Here is a 16,343-nt window from a genome sequence, read left to right on the forward strand (position 1 = left end):
GCGATGCCGCACATGGTAGCGCTGGACACCGGACAGCAGGCCGAAACGACGGTGCCCGCCGCCGTGCTGGCGGCGCTGGCGGCCGAGCTCGACCGCCATTTCGTCGAGGTCGGCCGTACGCTCGCGAGCGCGGTCGGCGCGGTGCAGCGCGTGATCGGCGCGCTCGACGGCGTGACCCACGCGATCGATGCCGCCGCGGCGACCGAGTCGGTCGCCGATCTGCGCGCGGTCGCGCAGCGGCTCACCACCCTGCCCGCGGCGCAGGCCGAGCGCGACGCCGAGCTGGGCGCGATCGCGATCCAGCTCGACGTGATCCGCGCGCGCGTGCTGGAGATGCGCGACACGCTGCGGCTGCTCGAGATCTACGGCCCCAACATCAAGATCGCGGCCTCGGGCGAGGCGGTGTTCGTCGATTTCGTGGACGGCATGTTGCACCGCTTGCAGCAGGGCGAGCAGCATATCGCGCACATCCTCGCCGAGCTGAGCACGCTCGCCGCCGGGATCACGCGCGGCAGCGCCGCCTACACGCGGCTGCGCGCCGAGGGCGCGAAGGTGGTGCCCGAGGTGCCCGACCGGCTCGAGCATGACGCCGCGGCGCTGGACCGCTACCGCGAGACGCTGCGCCACGGCGCGGCCGAGCTCGCCGCGGCGGCGCGCACCGTGGCGAGGCGGGTCGGCTCGGCGCTCAACGCGCTCCAGGTCGGCGACAGCACGCGGCAGCGGATCGAGCATGTCGTGGCGACCCTGGCCTACGCCGACGCCGCCGAGCGCGACGGCGACACCGCCGTGGGCGCCCATCTGCGCGCGCTCGCCGCGGCACAGACCCACGCGCTGGCGGCCGACTTCGCCACCGGCGCGGCGCAGCTGGTCGAGGCGCTGCGCGCGATCGGCGACGAGACCGAGCGACTGCTCACGCTGATCACGGCGATGGCCGAGGGCGACGGCGGCGACCCCTTGGGCGAGCTCGATCGCGACGTCGCGGCGGTGAGCGCCCTGACCGAGCAGCTGCACGACGCCGATCGCGACACCGACGCGCTAGTGCGGCTGACCACCGACTCGCTCGATGGCCTGGCACAGCGCTGCGACGGCTTGCGCCTGATCCGCCGCGACGTCGGCGACATGGCGGTGAACACCCGGCTGCTGTGTCGTCGCTTCGGCGTGATGGGGCGTGCGGTGGCGGTGGTAGCGGTCGAGGTGGGGACCTGCGCGACACAGCTGGACCGCGCCACCGCCGCGATGGCGGCGATGTACGCGAGCGGCGCGACGATCGCGGCGTCGCATCGCTCGCGCGGTGGCGCCACCGGCCACCGGCTGGCGCTCGCCGCCGAGGTGATCCGCGACGGCCATGTGACCAGCGAACGCGGCATTCGCGACGGCGAAGGCGAGGCGCGCGCGCTCATCGCCGAGCTGCAGGCTGCCAATGCGGTGCTGGAGCGTCCGCTCGCGCTCGCCAGCGAGGTCGCCGCGATCGGCGAGCAGCTTGGCGCGCAGGGTGTCCGTGTCGCCGACACGCTGCCCGGTGTGGGCGACGCGGCGCTGCGCGCGCTGCTCGACCAGGTCGCCGCGACTTACACCATGACGGCCGAGCGCGACGTCCATGCCGGGTTCCTGCTGCCCGGCATGGCGCTGCTCACCGCGGAGTCGGAGGAAGAGGACGGGCTGTTCTAAACGGCGCCGGTGCCGCCGCGCTCAATAGGCGCGGCCGACCAGCACGCGTTCCACTGCCGGCGCGTCGGTGAAGACGCAGGTGCCGTCCGCCGGCGCCTGATCGCTCGGGGCGTTGCGCAGCGTCAGCTTGAGCGCCTTGAGCTTCTCCACCACCGCGTCGAGCGCGGCGCCGGTCGGACGTGCCCATTGCACCTCGAGCCAGCCCGGGTTGCGCGCCTCGGGCGCGAAATGCGCCGCCACCGCGGCCCAGTCGGCCGCCGCGGTGATCCCCGCGCGCAGCCGCGCCGCGGCCTCGTCGTACAGCGCCTGCTGGATCGCCTCGAGCAACGCGGGCGCCTCGGCGACGAGCGCGTCGCGCGGCATCGCCACGCTGTCGAGCTTGCCGTCGGCACGGTACAGCCGGTCGCGGCGGATCAGCGAGACATTGCCCGCCGCCATGTCGCGCCCGCCCACCTCGATCACCAGCGGCGCGCCCTTCTTCACCCAGCCCCAGCGCTTGGTGGTCGACTTCACCGGCTTGAGATCGAGCAGCGCGCGCAGCGGCTCGCCCAGCGCGCTCTGCCGCGCCAGCGCCTGCTGCAGCTCGCGGCAATAGGTGACCAGCGCCTCGTCCTCGGGCGTGTCGCGCAGCATCGGCACGATCACCACCTGCCACGGCGCGACCCGCGGCGGCACGCGCATCCCGTCGTCGTCGCCGTGGACCATGATCAGCGCGCCGATGGTGCGCGTCGACACGCCCCAGCTGGTGGTGTTGGCGAGTTCGAGCTCGCCCGCGTTGTTCTGAAAGCGGATGTTCTGGGCGCTGGCGAAATTGGTGCCGAGGAAGTGCGAGGTGCCCGCCTGGAGCGCCTTGCCGTCCTGCATCATCGCCTCGATCGAGTAGGTCGCCACCGCGCCGGGGAAGCGCTCATTCTCGGGCTTCTCGCCCGCGACCACCGGCAGCGCGAGGTCGCTCTCGGCGAAGTCGCGGTACACCTCGAGCATCCGCAGCGTCTCCTCGCGCGCCTCCTCTGCCGAGGCGTGGGCGGTATGCCCCTCCTGCCACAGGAACTCGGCGGTGCGCAGGAACATGCGCGTGCGCATCTCCCAGCGGACGACATTGGCCCATTGGTTGATTAGCACCGGCAGGTCGCGCCACGACTGCACCCAGCGCGCGAAGGCGTGGCCGATCACCGTTTCCGAGGTGGGGCGGACCACCAACGGTTCCTCCAGCTTGGCCTCGGGATCGGGCACCAGCCCGCCCTTGCCGTCGGCGATCAGGCGATGGTGGGTGACCACCGCCATCTCCTTGGCGAAGCCCTCGACGTGCGCGGCCTCCTGCTCGAAATAGGAGAGCGGGATGAAGACGGGGAAATAGCAATTCTCGTGCCCGGTCGCCTTGATGCGATCGTCGAGCAGGCGCTGGATGCGCTCCCAGATGCCATAGCCCCATGGCCGGATCACCATGCAGCCGCGCACGCCCGATTCCTCCGCCATATCGGCCTCGGCGATGACGGACTGGTACCAGGCGGCGAAGTCGGCCTCGCGCGTGACGGGGAGAGCATGCTTGATCATCGCGCGCCCGTACACGCGAAGCCGGGCGCGCGTAAACCGCCGCGTCGCGGGGCTCAGCTGCCGCGATAGGTCGAGTAGCCATAGGGACTCACGGCGACCGGCACGTGATAGTGCGCGGCGGCGTCCGTCACGCTGAAGGTGAGCGTGATCTCGGGGAAGAACGGCTTGGCCGCTTCGTCGGGGTAGCGCGCCATGTCGAACGTGAGTCGGTAGATGCCGACCCCGATCGTCGCGGGATCGCCGATCCGCCGCACGCGCCCGTCCGCGTCGGTGTTCGCCTCGCCGACGCGCTCCCAGCGACCGGCCGCCGACCGGCGTTCGAGGCTCACCGGCACGCCCCTCCCTCCTGTCCCGCGCGCCAGATCGAGCACATGAGTCGACACCTCGGCGGCGCGCGCCGGCGCCGCCGCGAGCGTGAGCGGCACCGTGACGATCACGGCGAAGGATCCGATATGACGCATCGAGAGCATAGGTGTTCTGCCTGACGTGGAGCAACATACCGGTAGCTCGCGAGGCATCGCTTCGTTCCGAGGTCGTTCCGTCGGCGAGGCGTCGCACTTACGTCACCAACGCGCACCGAAAGCCGCTATGGCGCCGCGCGTGGCATCCGATCGCATCCTGCTCGCCGTCGCGCTGCGGCTCACCTCGGTGGCGCTGTTCGCGCTAATGAACACCTGCATCAAGCTGGCTGAGGCGGGCGGCGCGCATCTCGCCGAGATCCTCTTCTGGCGTCAGTGCGGCGCGGCGCTGCTCGTCACCGCGGTGGTGGGCGTCGGGCCCGGGTTCGCGACGCTGCCGACGCAACGGTTCGGGGCGCATCTCGCGCGCGCGACCGTGGGGCTCATCTCGATGGCCTTCACCTTCTACACGCTGACGGTGCTGCCGCTCGCCGAGGCGACGACGATCGGCTTCTCGATGCCGATCTTCGCGACCGTGCTCGGCGCACTCGTGCTGAAGGAGCCGACCGGATGGCGCCGCTGGGCGGCGGTCGCGGTCGGCTTCGCTGGCGTCGTCATCGTGGCGCAGCCCGGCGGCCATGAGATCCCGCTTTACGGCGCGCTGAGCGGGCTGCTCGCGGCGGTGCTGACCGCGGTGGTGACGATCCTGCTGCGCACGATCGGGCGCACCGAGAGACCGCTCACCACCGTCTTCTGGTTCTCGACGCTCTCGCTGGTGCCGCTCGGGATCGCCTACGCGATCTGGGCGCAACCGCACACAACGTGGCTATGGGTTGTGCTGCTGTCGTGCGGCCTGTTCGGCGGCGCAGCGCAGGTGGCGATGACGAGTTCGCTCACCTTGGGGCCAGTCTCCGCGGTCGTGCCGATGGATTATACGTCCCTGCTATGGGCGACGTTGCTCGGTTGGCTGGTGTTCGACCACCTCCCCGACCGAGCGACCTGGGTCGGCGCGCCGGTGATCGTCGCGGCGGGGCTGTATATCGTGTGGCGCGAGCATGTCCGCCGCCGTGAGGAGACGCGGCAGGCGACGGCGCAGGGGATTGGCTGAGCGACGACGTCGGTTCGGACGAGAAGCGGCGTCACCCGCGCCTGAGACGCGCCGGTCCGGATCGATCCGGAGAGATGATCAGGCGCCATGTGACGGCCGCGATCGCGACGGCGACCGCGCCCGGCACGCACAGGAACATCCCTTGGCTTGCCGGCGAGAGCACGAACATCGCCGGCCCGGCCAGCGTCAGACCGACGAAGGCGCCGCAGCAGAGGTAATCGCGTCTGCGCTTGCGCGCGCCTTCCACCAGCAGAAGCGCCAGTAAGAAGCAGATGATGAGCGCTATCGGGTCCCACGCACCCGACGCGGCGGCCCATATCCCACGCCAAGGCGCGACGGTGTTCGCGGAGGTCAGCGGCTCTCCGCGCGCCATGGCCGCGAGATCGCGTCGGAGCAGATCGAGTGTCTTGGAGGGTTCTGCCGCGGTCACCCAGGACAGACAGCCCAGCAGATAGGCAAGCCCTTGCGCCGCCAGCTCCCGCCAATCGATCGAGATCCTCATCCTTCATTGTAGCAACGACGTGGCGCAGCATGCGCCAACGTCGCCGCCAAAGACCGCGGGTACGCTCGCCGGTCTGCCTGCTACTCCGCCGCCTGCGCCTCCGCCAACTTCGGCTTCCACACCAGCACCGGCTTGCGCGCCGCCAGCGTCTCGTCGAGCCGCGCGCGCGGGGCGAAATGCGGTGCGGTCTTGAGCGACTCGTCGCCCGCCTTGGCGCGCTCCGCCACCGAGCGCAGCGCGCCGATGAACTGGTCGAGCGCCGCCTTGCTCTCGGTCTCGGTCGGCTCCACCAGCATGGCGCCGTGGACGACCAGCGGGAAGTACATGGTCATCGGGTGATAGCCTTCGTCGATCAGCGCCTTGGCGATGTCGATCGTGGAGAAACCCGGCGCCATCCCGCGATCCGAGAAGATCGCCTCGTGCATGCACGGACCCGAGCCGGCGAACGGCGCGTCGAGCGTGTCCTCCAGCCGGCGCAGCACGTAATTGGCGTTGAGCACCGCGTCCTCGGCGACCTGGCGCAGCCCGTCCGCGCCGTGGCTGAGGATGTAGGTCAGCGCGCGCGTGAACATGCCCATCTGGCCGTGGAAGGCGACCATGCGGCCGAAGCTGTCGGCGTGATGCTCATCCGCATTCTCCTCCTCGACGAGGCGGAACTGGTCGCCGTCGCGCTCGACGAACGGCAGCGGTGCGAACGGCGTCAGCGCCTCGGAAAACACCACCGGCCCCGAACCCGGCCCGCCGCCGCCGTGCGGGGTGGAGAAGGTCTTGTGCAGGTTGATGTGCATCGCGTCGACGCCGAGGTCGCCCGGTCGCACCCGCCCGACGATCGCGTTGAAATTGGCCCCGTCGCAATAGACGTAACCGCCCGCGGCATGCACCGCGTCCGAGATCGCCTTGAGGTCGCGCTCGAACAGGCCGCAGGTGTTGGGGTTGGTGATCATCACCCCGGCCACGTCCGGGCCGAGCCGCGCCGTGAGCGCCGCGGTGTCGACGCGCCCCTCGGCGGTGGCGGGGATGTCCTCCACGCTGAAGCCGGCGAAGGCCGCGGTCGCGGGGTTGGTGCCGTGCGCCGACTCGGGCACCAGGATGACCTTGCGGTGCCCCTCGCCGCGCTTCTTCAGCGCCGCCTTGATCGCAAGGATGCCGCACAGCTCGCCGTGCGCGCCCGCCTTGGGGCTCATCGCCACCGAGTGCATGCCGGTGAGCGTGACGAGCCAGTGGGCGAGCTGGTGGATCACCTCCAGCGCGCCTTGCACCGTGTCGATCGGCTGGAGCGGGTGGACGTCGGCGAAGCCCGGCAGCCGCGCCATCTTCTCGTTGAGCCGCGGATTGTGCTTCATCGTGCACGAGCCGAGCGGGAAGAGGCCGAGATCGATCGCGTAATTCTGCCGGCTCAGCCGCGTATAGTGGCGCACCGTCTCGGGCTCTGACAGGCCCGGCAGCCCGATCGGGTCCTTGCGCGTCAGGCCACCCAGCCGCGAGCCCGCCACGTCACCCGCGGCGAAATCGACGCCCGTCGTCTGGTCGTCGCCGATCTCGAAGATCAGCGGCTCCTCCAGCATCAGCGCCTTGTTGCCGGTGAAGGTCGCACCCGCCGCGTCGCCGCGGCCCGCGGGCGCGGTCGGCTTCCAGCCGCTCTGGTTGATCGTCATGCCAGCACCTCCGTCAGCGCCGTCGCCAGCGCCTCGATATCCTCGTCGGTCACCGTCTCGGTCACCGCCACCACCAGGCCGTTCTCCAACGCCGCCTCGCCCGGGTAGAGCCGCCCGAGCGACACGCCCGCGAGCACGCCGCGCTCTGCCAGCGTGCGCACCACCGGCCGCGCTTCCTGCCCGAGGTCGAGCGTGAACTCGTTGAAGAAGGCGTCGTTGATCACGCGCACGCCGGGCACGCGCGCGAGCCGGTCGGCGGCGCGGCACGCGGTCGCGTGGTTGATCCCGGCGAGCCGGCGCAGCCCCGCCTCGCCCAGCAGGGTCATGTGGATCGAGAAGGCCAGCGCACACAGGCCCGAGTTGGTGCAGATGTTGCTGGTCGCCTTCTCGCGGCGGATATGTTGCTCGCGCGTCGAGAGCGTCAGCACGAAGCCGCGGCGCCCGTCGGCGTCGACGGTCTCGCCGCACAGTCGGCCGGGCATCTGGCGGACATATTTGTCCTTGCAACCGAACAGCCCGACGTATGGGCCGCCGAACTGGAGCCCGACGCCGAGCGACTGCCCCTCGCCGACAACGATGTCCGCGCCCATCTCGCCCGGCGCGCGCAGCGCCCCCAGCGCGACCGGCTCGGTCACCACCGCGATCAGCAGCGCCTTGTTCGCCTGGCAGGCCTCGGCGAGCGGCGTCAGGTCCGCGACGCGACCGAGGATATCGGGATATTGCACGACGACGCACGAGGTGTCCGCGTCGATCGCAGCGATCAGCTGGTCGACGTCGGTCTCCGCGGTCAGCGCGGGCGCGCCGGTCTCGAGCAGGTCGCCGGTGTAGCGCGCCATGGTCTTGGCGACCGACACGTAATGCGGGTGCAGCCCGGACGAGAGCAGCGCCTTGCCGCGCCGCGTGATCCGCCGCGCCATGCCGATCGCCTCCCAGCAGGCGGTCGAGCCGTCGTACATGCTGGCGTTGGCCACGTCGGTCCCGAGCAGGCGCGCGACCTGCGTCTGGAACTCGAACAGCATCTGCAGCGTGCCCTGCGCGATCTCGGGCTGATAGGGCGTGTAGGCGGTGAGGAACTCGCCGCGCTGGATCAGATGATCGACCGAGGCCGGCACGTGGTGGCGATAGGCGCCGGCGCCGAGGAAGAAGGGCACCTCGCCCGCGACGGTGTTCCTGCGCGCCAGCGCGGTCATGTGGCGCTCGACCGCCAGCTCGCTGGCGTGGAGCGGCAGGTCGCGCACGGGGCCGTCGAGCCGCGCGGACTCGGGCACGTCGACGAACAGGTCGTCGATCGAGGAGGCGCCGATCACCGCGAGCATGTCGCCGCGGTCGGACGGAGTGAGAGGAAGGTAGCGCATGGTCTGGTCTCTCCCGCCTCCCCTCGGGGAGGGGTTCCGCCCCTCCCGCGCGGGAGGGGCGTCACATCACAATTTAGCGACGAAGGCGGCGTAGGCGGTCTCGTCCATCAGCGCCTCGAGCTCGCTCGGATCGCTGAGCGTCAGCTTGAAGAACCAGCCCTCGCCCTCGGGATCCGAATTGACCAGCGACGGCTCGTCGGCGAGCGCGGGATTGCCCTCGGTCACCGTGCCCGACACGGGCGCATAGACGTCCGACGCGGCCTTGACGCTCTCGACCACCGCCGCCTCGTCGCCCTTGCTCAGGCTACGACCCGAGTCCGGCGCCTCGACGAAGACGATGTCGCCGAGCTGGCCCTGCGCATAGTCGCTGATGCCGACCGTGCCGGTCTGGCCCTCGACCTCGATCCACTCGTGATCCTCGGTGAAATATCGGCTCATCTCACTTCACTCCTCGGAAGTAACGGTGGGGAACGAACGGCATCCCGGTGACGGTCGCGCGGTGCGGCTTGCCGCGCTGCGACAGCGTCACGCTGGTGCCGGGCGCGGCGAGCGCCGCGGGAACATAGGCCATGGCGATCGGCGCCCCGACGGTCGGCGCGAAGCCGCCGCTGGTGACGCGGCCGACGGTAGCGCCGCCATCGTCGACCACGGTCGCACCCTCGCGCACCGGCTGGCGCCCCTCGACGAGCAGCCCGACGCGGCGCAGCGCCGGTCCCGCCTCACGCTCGGCGAGCACGCGCGCGGCGCCGGGGAAGTCGGCGGCCTCGCGGCGGCGCTTGGCCAGCGCGAAGCCGAGGTCAGCCATCACCGGCGTGGTGGTGGGATCGAGGTCGTGGCCGTACAGCGGCAGCCCCGCCTCGAGCCGCAGCGAGTCGCGGGCGCCGAGGCCGATCGGCTTGATCTCGGGCTGCGCCACCAGCGCGTCGGCAAGCGCCACCGCCGCCTCGGCGGGAACCGAGATCTCGACGCCGTCCTCGCCGGTATAGCCCGAGCGGCTGATCCACAGCTCGTGACCCTGCCAGTCGAACGCGCCCGCCTGCATGAACACCATGGCGTCGACGCCGGGGATCAGCCGCGCCACCGCGGCGACCGCCTCCGGCCCCTGCACCGCGAGCAGCGCATGCTCCTCCATCAGGTTGAGTGTGATCTCGTCGGGCAGACGCTCGATCATGTGCGCGACGTCGTCGTATTTGGTCGCGCCGTTGACGACCATGTAGACGCGGTCCTCGGCCTGCGGCGTCAGCATCAGGTCGTCGAGCACGCCGCCCTGGTCGTCGAGCAGCAGCGAGTAGCGCGCCTTGTTGAGCGGCGCGTCGCTGATCGCCGCGGGCATCAGCGCCTCGAGCGCGGCGGCGACGTTCGACCCCGTGATGCCGAGCTGGCCCATGTGGCTGACGTCGAACAGCCCGGCATGCTCGCGCGTCCACAGATGCTCGGCCATGATGCCCTCATACTGGACGGGCATGTGGTAGCCGGCGAACTCGACCATGCGCGCGCCGCGCTGGCGGTGCCAGGAGTCGAGCGGGAGGGCGAGGATCTCGATCGGCTCGAGCTCGTCGTCGCTCGGGAGGTCGGTCGATGGGGGAACGGAGTCGCTCATCATCATGTCCGTGCGTGCGAGGGCGAATCGCGCCGGTCACCCGGCCTGATCCGTTTCCCCCTCTGTCACGGGACCTGAGAGCTTTCCCCGCGCACGCGCGGGTTACCCCTTCGGTGGGAGGCGCCTGCCCGAGACATGCGCCGCCGCTTTCCAGAGCGTCGATGAAGGCCGGCGCGGTCCCTGCTGCCTGAGAGATTCCGGGGTGGTTGCTCCTTCGGCGGCGGCTACCGGCCTGCAAGGCCCGCCGCACTCTCCCGCGCCTGCCCATGCCGGTCGCCCGGCATCGACGTGTCGCCGCTCTACGGCAAGCGCCGCCCGAGTCAATCGCGTTCGCGGCGCGCGACGGTCGCCGCGCGTCGGAGCCGCGCCCGTGCTAAGACGTTTGCACCACAGGAGAAGGAGCAACTCGCATGGACACCGCCACCTCACCCGCCGTCGACCGCATCGCGCGCGTCCTCGCCGGTCAGCATCTCAGCGCCAACGGACACGGCCAGTCTGAGTCGGCCTCTGCGCAGGTCGAGGCGACATGGAAGGACTATCGCGACGACGCGATCGCGGTGCTCCACACGCTGCGCGCGCCGAGCCCGGCGATGGCGGCGGCGGGCGATGTCGCGGTGTGGGAGCGGATGGTGCTCGCCGCGATCGCGGAGGCGAAACCGGGTATCGTGATGTGAGAACGGCGTCAGACGCGACCGCGGGCGATCTGATCGCCACCTGACCGCGCTGGGCTGAGACGCCGGCCCAACAACAGGCGCTCACTGACGCCAAGCCGTCGTTCCCGGTGCTTAGTGGCCAGGTGCGACGGGGGGAGGTGATCCGTCGCTGCTCGCCGTCAAGCGCGGGCCAGTGTTCTTCTGGCGGACGATCGCTCCACCGCCGCCGACACGCCCAGCACCGCCAGCCCACACACCGCCAGCGCCGCCCCGACATAGCCCGTCGAGGTCCAGCCATAGCCCGCCGCGATCACCATCCCGCCGAGCCACGGCCCCAGCGCGTTGGCGGTGTTGAACGCCGAGTGATTGAGCGCCGCCGCCAGCGCCTGCGCGTCGCCCGCCACGTCCATCAGCCGGGTCTGGAGCACACTGCCGAGCGCGCCGCTCACGCCGATCGCGAACATCGCCAGCAGCACCGACCAGAGATGCGGCGCCGCCAGCGGCCACAGCAGCAGCGCGACAAGCGCCCACACCAGCACCGCCGCCGCGGTGGGCAGCAGCGCGCGATCGGCGAAGCGCGGCACGACAATGTTGCCCAGCGTCATGCCCACGCCGAAGCTCATCAGCGCGAACGGTACCAGCCGCGGCCCGACCTGCGTCACCGCCGCCATCGTGTCGGCAAGATAGGTATAGACCGCGAACATGCCGCCAAAGCCGATCGCGCCGATGCCGAGCGTGAGCCAGACCTGCGCACGGCGCAACGCACCGAGTTCGCGCAGCGGGCTGGCGGCGGGGTCGCCGCGGTCGCGGGGCGCAAAGGCAGCGACCAGCGTTGCGGTCAACGCCGCGAGCGCCGTCACGACCACGAAGCACGACCGCCAGCCGAGCACCTGTCCCATAAAGTTGGCGAGCGGCACGCCCACGATCGTCGCCACGGTCAGCCCGAGCATCACGCGCGCCACCGCCTGGGTGCGCTTGCGCTGCTCCACCAGCGAAGCGGCGACCAGCATCGCGATGCCGAAATAGGCGCCGTGCGGCAGCCCCGCCACGAAGCGCGCCAGCATCATCGTCGCGTAGCTCGGCGCCAACGCCGAAAGCAGGTTGCCTACCGCGAACAGCGTCATGAGCGCGATCAGCAGCGTGCGGCGCGCCATCCGCGCGCCGAGCACCGCCAGCGTCGGCGCGCCGACCACCACGCCCAGCGCATAGGCGCTGATGACATGGCCCGCGGTGGGCGCGTCGACGTGCAGGCTCCGCGCCATGTCGGGCAGCAGGCTCATCGTCGCGAACTCGGTGGTGCCGATCGCGAAGCCGCCGACCGCGAGCGACAGATGGATCAGCCCGACGGGCGCGTGGCGCACGTCGGCGACGGCGGTCGCCATGTTATTTCCCCGGTTGCGATGCTGTACCGGCTCAGCTGGCGATTGTGCAGTGCAGCGTCAAGGGATCAGCGCGCCGGCACGACGACGCTCACGCCGGTGGCGTCAGCTTCAGCAAGCGTCCCTGCCCCTTCTCGCCGCCGTCCTCGAGCACCCAGATCGCCCCGTCCGGCCCCTGCTCCACCTCGCGGATGCGCGCGCCCATGTCCCACTGGTCGCCCTTGCCCGCTGAGGTGCCGTCGAGGTGAACGCGCAGCAGCGACTTGGACGAGAGCCCCCCGATGAAGGCGTCGCCGCGCCACTGCGGGAACAAGCCGCCCGAGTAGATCATCAGCCCGCCGGGCGAGATCGACGGGTTCCACCACACCTTGGGCGCCTCATAACCGTCGCCGGCGCGATGATCGGGGATGTCGCGGCCGTCATAGTGCGTGCCGTTGGAGGCGTTCGGCCACCCGTAGTTGCGTCCCGGCAGGATCAGGTTGACCTCGTCGCCGCCCTTGGGGCCCATCTCCTGCTCCCATAGGCGACCCGCGCGATCGAACGCGAGGCCGAGCAGGTTGCGGTGGCCGTAGCTCCACACCTCGGGGAGGAAGCCCTGCGCCGCGAGCGGGTTGCCGGGCGCAGGCCGGCCGTCCGGGGTGAGCCGCAGCACCTTGCCGAGCGCCGCCTGCTTGTCCTGCGCAGGCGTGAACTTCTGCCGCTCGCCCGCGGTGAAGAACAGATGCTGGCCGTCGGGGGAGAAAGCGATCCGGCCCGAGAAATGGCCGTCACCGTCCACCAGCGGGGTGGCGCGGTAGAGCGTCTCGACACCGGACAGCTGCTCCGCCCCCGCCGCCCCCGCGAGCGTGCCGCGCGCGAGCACCACGCCCTTGCCGCTTTGTCCGGCCGCCGAGTAACTCAGATAGACGCGGTGGCTGCGCGCGAAATCGGGGGCGAGCACCACGTCCATCAGCCCCCCCTGCCCCGCCGCGCTGACCGGCAGCGTCGCGACCGTACGCCGCGTCGCGCCGTCGGCGGCGACCAGCAGCAGCTGTCCAGCCCTCTCGGTGACCAGCATGCGGCCGTCCGGCAGGAAGGTCATCGCCCAAGGCGAGTCGAAGTCGGCCACCGGCGTGATCGTAAAGGGCGGCGTCGTCTGGGCGAGGGTCGGCGCGGCATAGGCCAGCGGCGCGGCGGCGAGTGTCGTGGCGATGCGACGGCTGATCATGGCGTATCTCCCCTGCGCCGGAGGACAGCGTCGCCCGGCCTTGGCCCTGCCTAGCCGGACGCGCGCGTGCGCTGAAAGCCTCGAGCGACATGGCCACATTTAGTTACACGATCGCCGCGGCCGCTGTCGGCGCGCGCGATTTTGTCCGTACACCACCCTGCCGCTTGCGACCGCGCGGGGAGGCCGCTATATCCGCGTTGCTTTCTCTTACATCGCGAGGTGCAAGGGGCTGCGGGGCTCGCTCCGCGGCGGCAACCAACGCATGTCCGGCAGGTGCACTTGAGCGACAACGACTCCCTCTACCGACTGATCGAACCCGAGGCGCAGGCGCTCGGTTTCGCGCTGGTGCGCGTGCGGCTGTTCGGCAAAGGGGACGAGCGCACGCTCCAGGTGATGGCCGAGCGCCCCGACACGCGCCAGCTCACCATCGACGACTGCGCTGAGCTGTCGCGCCGGCTGTCCGACATGCTCGACCAGCTCGAGGCCGAGGGACGCGACCCGATCGAGGGCGCGTATCGGCTCGAGGTATCGTCGCCCGGCATCGACCGGCCGCTGACGCGCCGGCAGGACTTCACCGACTGGGCGGGCCATGAGGCGCGCATCGTGCTCACCGAGCCGGTCGACGGGCAGAAACAGTTCAAGGGCGATCTGGAAGGGATCGACGCCGACGGCCAGATCGCGATCCGCCACTCGCGCACGCACGAGCTGGCGCGCGTACCCTTCGCGCTGATCGCCGACGCCAAGCTGGTGCTCACCGACCGGCTGATCGCCGCGACCGTGCCGCTCTCGATGGAGGGCGCCGACGAAGAGATAGAGGACATGTCCGCGGACGCGGACGCCGATACCGAAGAAGAGGAATCGAACTGATGGCCACCGGGGTCACCGCCAACCGTGCCGAGCTGATCGCGATCGCCAACTCGGTCGCGTCGGAGAAGATGATCGACAAGGCAATCGTCATCGAGGCGATGGAGGACGCGATCCAGCGCGCCGCGCGCACCCGCTACGGCCAGGAGATGGACATCCGCGCCAAGCTCGATCCCAACAACGGCGACCTGCGGCTGTGGCGCGTCGTCGAGGTGGTCGAGCTGGTCGACGACATCTACAAGCAGGTCGACGTCACCGGCGCGCAGAAGCTCCAGCCGGGCGCGAGCGTCGGGGACTATCTGGTCGACCCGCTGCCCCCGATCGAGTTCGGCCGCATCCAGGCGCAGGCCGCCAAGCAGACGATCTTCCAGAAGGTGCGCGACGCCGAGCGCGAGCGCCAGTATGAGGAGTTCAAGGACCGCGCCGGCGAGATCATCACCGGCGTCGTCAAGCGCGTCGAGTTCGGCCATATCGTCGTGGACCTCGGCCGCGCCGAGGGCGTGATCCGCCGCGACGCGCAGATCCCGCGCGAGGTGGTGCGCGTCAACGACCGCATCCGCTCGCTGATCCTGAAGGTGGTGCGCGAGAACCGCGGGCCGCAGATCTTCCTCAGCCGCGCCCACCCCGACTTCATGAAGAAGCTGTTCGCGCAGGAAGTGCCCGAGATCTACGACGGCATCATCGAGATCAAGGCGGCCGCGCGCGATCCCGGCAGCCGCGCCAAGATCGGCGTGATCTCGCACGATTCCAGCATCGACCCGGTCGGCGCCTGCGTCGGCATGAAGGGCAGCCGCGTCCAGGCGGTGGTGCAGGAGATGCAGGGCGAGAAGATCGACATCATCCCCTGGTCGCCCGACACCGCCACCTTCGTCGTCAACGCACTCCAGCCCGCCAACGTCGCGCGCGTGGTGATCGACGAGGAAGAGGATCGCATCGAGGTGGTCGTCCCCGACGACCAGCTGAGCCTCGCGATCGGCCGCCGCGGCCAGAACGTCCGCCTCGCCTCGCAGCTCACCGCCAAGGCGATCGACATCCTCACCGAGACCGATGCCAGCGAGAAGCGCCAGCAGGAGTTCGTGAAGAATTCCGAGCTGTTCCAGAACGAGCTCGACGTCGACGAGACGCTGGCGCAGCTGCTGGTGGCCGAGGGCTTCGGCGCGCTGGAAGAGGTCGCCTATGTCGAGCTCGACGAGCTCGCCGGGATCGAGGGCTTCGACGAGGATCTCGCGCAGGAGCTGCAGAGCCGCGCGCAGGAGGCACTCGACCGCCGCGAGCAGGCCGCGCGCGAGGAGCGCCAGGCCTTGGGCGTCGAGGACGCGCTGGCCGAGCTGCCGTATCTGACCGAGGCGATGCTGGTCACGCTCGGCAAGGCGGGAATCAAGACGCTCGACGATCTGGCGGACCTCGCCACCGACGAGCTGGTCGAGAAGAAGCGCGCCGAGCCGCGCCGCCGCAACGACGACGCGCCGCGCCGCGACTCGCGCAACGACGGTCGCGGCAACGGCGGCGTGCTCGGCGAGTACGGGCTGAGCGACGAGCAGGGCAATGAGATCATCATGGCCGCGCGCGCGCATTGGTTCGAGGACGAGGACGGCGCGGCGGGCGAGAGCGCCGACGCCGAGAGCGCCGGCGACGCGGGCGCCGAGCAGGAGACGCAGGCCTGATGCCGTTCGTCTCGATCCGATTGGCGGGCAGCGCGACGCGCGAGCAGAAGGCGGGGATCGTGGCCGATGTCACCTCCTCGCTGATGACGCGGCTGGGTAAGAACCCGGCCGCGGTGCAGGTCGTGATCGAGGAAATATCAACCGAGAATTACGGCGCGGGCGGGCAATTGCTCGCCGACCGCGACGCGGGCGCGGCGGGTGCGGCGTCTTCCAGCCAGGGAGACGCGCATGCGGCACCCGGGCAATGAGACTCTAGGCGGTCTCGCGCAGTCGCTGGCTCACCCGTCATCCCGGCCTTGTGCCGGGATCTACCGTGCCGCGCGCCCGCCGGCGGAGGCGCACGCGGACAAGTGGGCCCCGGAACAAGTCCGGGGTGACGGCGCGAGTTGGGCTGACCGACTCTCACCCGCGCAGCGGCGGCAAACCCAGACCGGCTGCCAGATCATCCCAATGCGGATTGTCGCGCTCGATGAGGTTGAACTTCCACTGACGTGGCCATCGTTTGATGCGCTTCTCGGCGGCGATCGCGTCGACCATCATCTCGGCCGTCTCATACCAGACGAGCCGCGTCACTTCGTATCGCTTGGTGAAGCTGTCAGCGTTTCCGCAAAGATGCTGCGCGACCCGCGCCGCCAACGCCGCCGTCACGCCGACGTACAGAGTGCCATGACGCGCGCTCGCCAGCAGGTACACGCAGGGCACGCGTTCGCGCATCGATGGGCCTCCCTCTTCATTA

The 16,343-nt window shown here is 70.5% G+C and carries 16 protein-coding genes and 2 riboswitches; of the genes, 6 read left to right on the forward strand and 10 right to left on the reverse strand.

What is annotated here, in order from left to right; translation table 11 throughout:
- The first annotated feature begins 3 nt into the window (after window positions 1–3).
- Entirely contained in the window at window positions 4–1,668 is a 1,665-nt protein-coding gene (locus FHY02_RS07665; RefSeq protein ID WP_183921186.1) for a hypothetical protein, read from the forward strand.
- Window positions 1,669–1,689: 21 nt separating this feature from the next.
- Here FHY02_RS07665 and FHY02_RS07670 read toward each other — a convergent pair whose 3' ends face one another.
- On the reverse strand, window positions 1,690–3,222 hold the full coding sequence (locus FHY02_RS07670; protein ID WP_183921187.1) for an aminoacyl--tRNA ligase-related protein: 1,533 nt from the start codon (window positions 3,220–3,222) through the stop codon (window positions 1,690–1,692).
- 53 nt (window positions 3,223–3,275) lie between these two features.
- Entirely contained in the window at window positions 3,276–3,683 is a 408-nt protein-coding gene (gene uraH, locus FHY02_RS07675) for a hydroxyisourate hydrolase (RefSeq protein ID WP_183921188.1), read from the reverse strand.
- 127 nt (window positions 3,684–3,810) lie between these two features.
- Here uraH and FHY02_RS07680 point away from each other — a divergent pair, with 127 nt between their 5' ends.
- Window positions 3,811–4,728 (forward strand): DMT family transporter, encoded by a 918-nt coding sequence (locus FHY02_RS07680; protein WP_183921189.1) that lies wholly within the window; start codon window positions 3,811–3,813, stop codon window positions 4,726–4,728.
- Window positions 4,729–4,759: 31 nt separating this feature from the next.
- Here FHY02_RS07680 and FHY02_RS07685 read toward each other — a convergent pair whose 3' ends face one another.
- The 5 genes from FHY02_RS07685 to gcvT all read right to left on the reverse strand — a co-directional run bounded on the left by FHY02_RS07685 (window position 4,760) and on the right by gcvT (window position 9,840).
- Window positions 4,760–5,230, reverse strand: coding sequence for a hypothetical protein (locus tag FHY02_RS07685; protein WP_183921190.1), 471 nt, complete (start codon window positions 5,228–5,230; stop codon window positions 4,760–4,762).
- An 80-nt stretch (window positions 5,231–5,310) separates the two neighbouring features.
- The gene (gene gcvPB, locus FHY02_RS07690; protein ID WP_183921191.1) at window positions 5,311–6,885 is read right to left on the reverse strand and encodes an aminomethyl-transferring glycine dehydrogenase subunit GcvPB; all 1,575 of its coding nucleotides are present in this window, start codon (window positions 6,883–6,885) and stop codon (window positions 5,311–5,313) included.
- On the reverse strand, window positions 6,882–8,240 hold the full coding sequence (gcvPA, locus tag FHY02_RS07695; RefSeq protein WP_183921192.1) for an aminomethyl-transferring glycine dehydrogenase subunit GcvPA: 1,359 nt from the start codon (window positions 8,238–8,240) through the stop codon (window positions 6,882–6,884). Before gcvPA ends, gcvPB begins: the two co-directional genes overlap by 4 nt.
- Window positions 8,241–8,306: 66 nt before the next feature.
- Window positions 8,307–8,678, reverse strand: coding sequence for a glycine cleavage system protein GcvH (gene gcvH, locus FHY02_RS07700; RefSeq protein WP_183921193.1), 372 nt, complete (start codon window positions 8,676–8,678; stop codon window positions 8,307–8,309).
- A 1-nt stretch (window position 8,679) separates the two neighbouring features.
- Window positions 8,680–9,840, reverse strand: a complete 1,161-nt coding sequence (gcvT, locus tag FHY02_RS07705; RefSeq protein ID WP_183921194.1) for a glycine cleavage system aminomethyltransferase GcvT — start codon at window positions 9,838–9,840, stop codon at window positions 8,680–8,682.
- A gap of 52 nt (window positions 9,841–9,892) precedes the next feature.
- Window positions 9,893–10,004, reverse strand: a riboswitch (glycine riboswitch).
- Window positions 10,005–10,107: riboswitch (glycine riboswitch) on the reverse strand.
- 143 nt (window positions 10,108–10,250) lie between these two features.
- On the opposite strand from gcvT, the gene FHY02_RS07710 reads away from it, so the two are divergent.
- On the forward strand, window positions 10,251–10,514 hold the full coding sequence (locus tag FHY02_RS07710) for a hypothetical protein (RefSeq protein ID WP_183921195.1): 264 nt from the start codon (window positions 10,251–10,253) through the stop codon (window positions 10,512–10,514).
- Between the two features lie 158 nt (window positions 10,515–10,672).
- Here the strand turns inward: FHY02_RS07710 and FHY02_RS07715 are convergent, their stop codons facing one another.
- Window positions 10,673–11,875: an MFS transporter gene (locus FHY02_RS07715; RefSeq protein ID WP_183921196.1), complete on the reverse strand. Its 1,203-nt coding sequence runs from the start codon at window positions 11,873–11,875 to the stop codon at window positions 10,673–10,675.
- Window positions 11,876–11,963: 88 nt separating this feature from the next.
- Window positions 11,964–13,079 (reverse strand): PQQ-dependent sugar dehydrogenase, encoded by a 1,116-nt coding sequence (locus tag FHY02_RS07720; RefSeq protein ID WP_183921197.1) that lies wholly within the window; start codon window positions 13,077–13,079, stop codon window positions 11,964–11,966.
- Between the two features lie 279 nt (window positions 13,080–13,358).
- On the opposite strand from FHY02_RS07720, the gene rimP reads away from it, so the two are divergent.
- The 3 genes from rimP to FHY02_RS07735 are packed head-to-tail and all read left to right on the forward strand — an operon-like array spanning window position 13,359 to window position 15,855.
- Complete coding sequence (gene rimP / locus FHY02_RS07725; RefSeq protein WP_183921198.1) at window positions 13,359–13,946, forward strand: ribosome maturation protein RimP; 588 nt, start codon at window positions 13,359–13,361, stop codon at window positions 13,944–13,946.
- Window positions 13,946–15,607 carry a transcription termination factor NusA gene (gene nusA / locus FHY02_RS07730; RefSeq protein ID WP_183921199.1) on the forward strand — a complete coding sequence of 554 codons (1,662 nt, stop codon included), beginning with the start codon at window positions 13,946–13,948 and terminating at the stop codon, window positions 15,605–15,607. Before rimP ends, nusA begins: the two co-directional genes overlap by 1 nt.
- The gene (locus FHY02_RS07735; protein ID WP_183921200.1) at window positions 15,607–15,855 is read left to right on the forward strand and encodes a 4-oxalocrotonate tautomerase family protein; all 249 of its coding nucleotides are present in this window, start codon (window positions 15,607–15,609) and stop codon (window positions 15,853–15,855) included. Before nusA ends, FHY02_RS07735 begins: the two co-directional genes overlap by 1 nt.
- Window positions 15,856–16,009: 154 nt before the next feature.
- Here FHY02_RS07735 and FHY02_RS07740 read toward each other — a convergent pair whose 3' ends face one another.
- Window positions 16,010–16,321 carry a GIY-YIG nuclease family protein gene (locus tag FHY02_RS07740; RefSeq protein WP_183921201.1) on the reverse strand — a complete coding sequence of 104 codons (312 nt, stop codon included), beginning with the start codon at window positions 16,319–16,321 and terminating at the stop codon, window positions 16,010–16,012.
- Window positions 16,322–16,343 lie beyond the last annotated feature (22 nt).

It is taken from the genome of Sphingomonas sp. BK069, from assembly GCF_014193405.1.
Lineage (GTDB): Bacteria > Pseudomonadota > Alphaproteobacteria > Sphingomonadales > Sphingomonadaceae > Sphingomonas.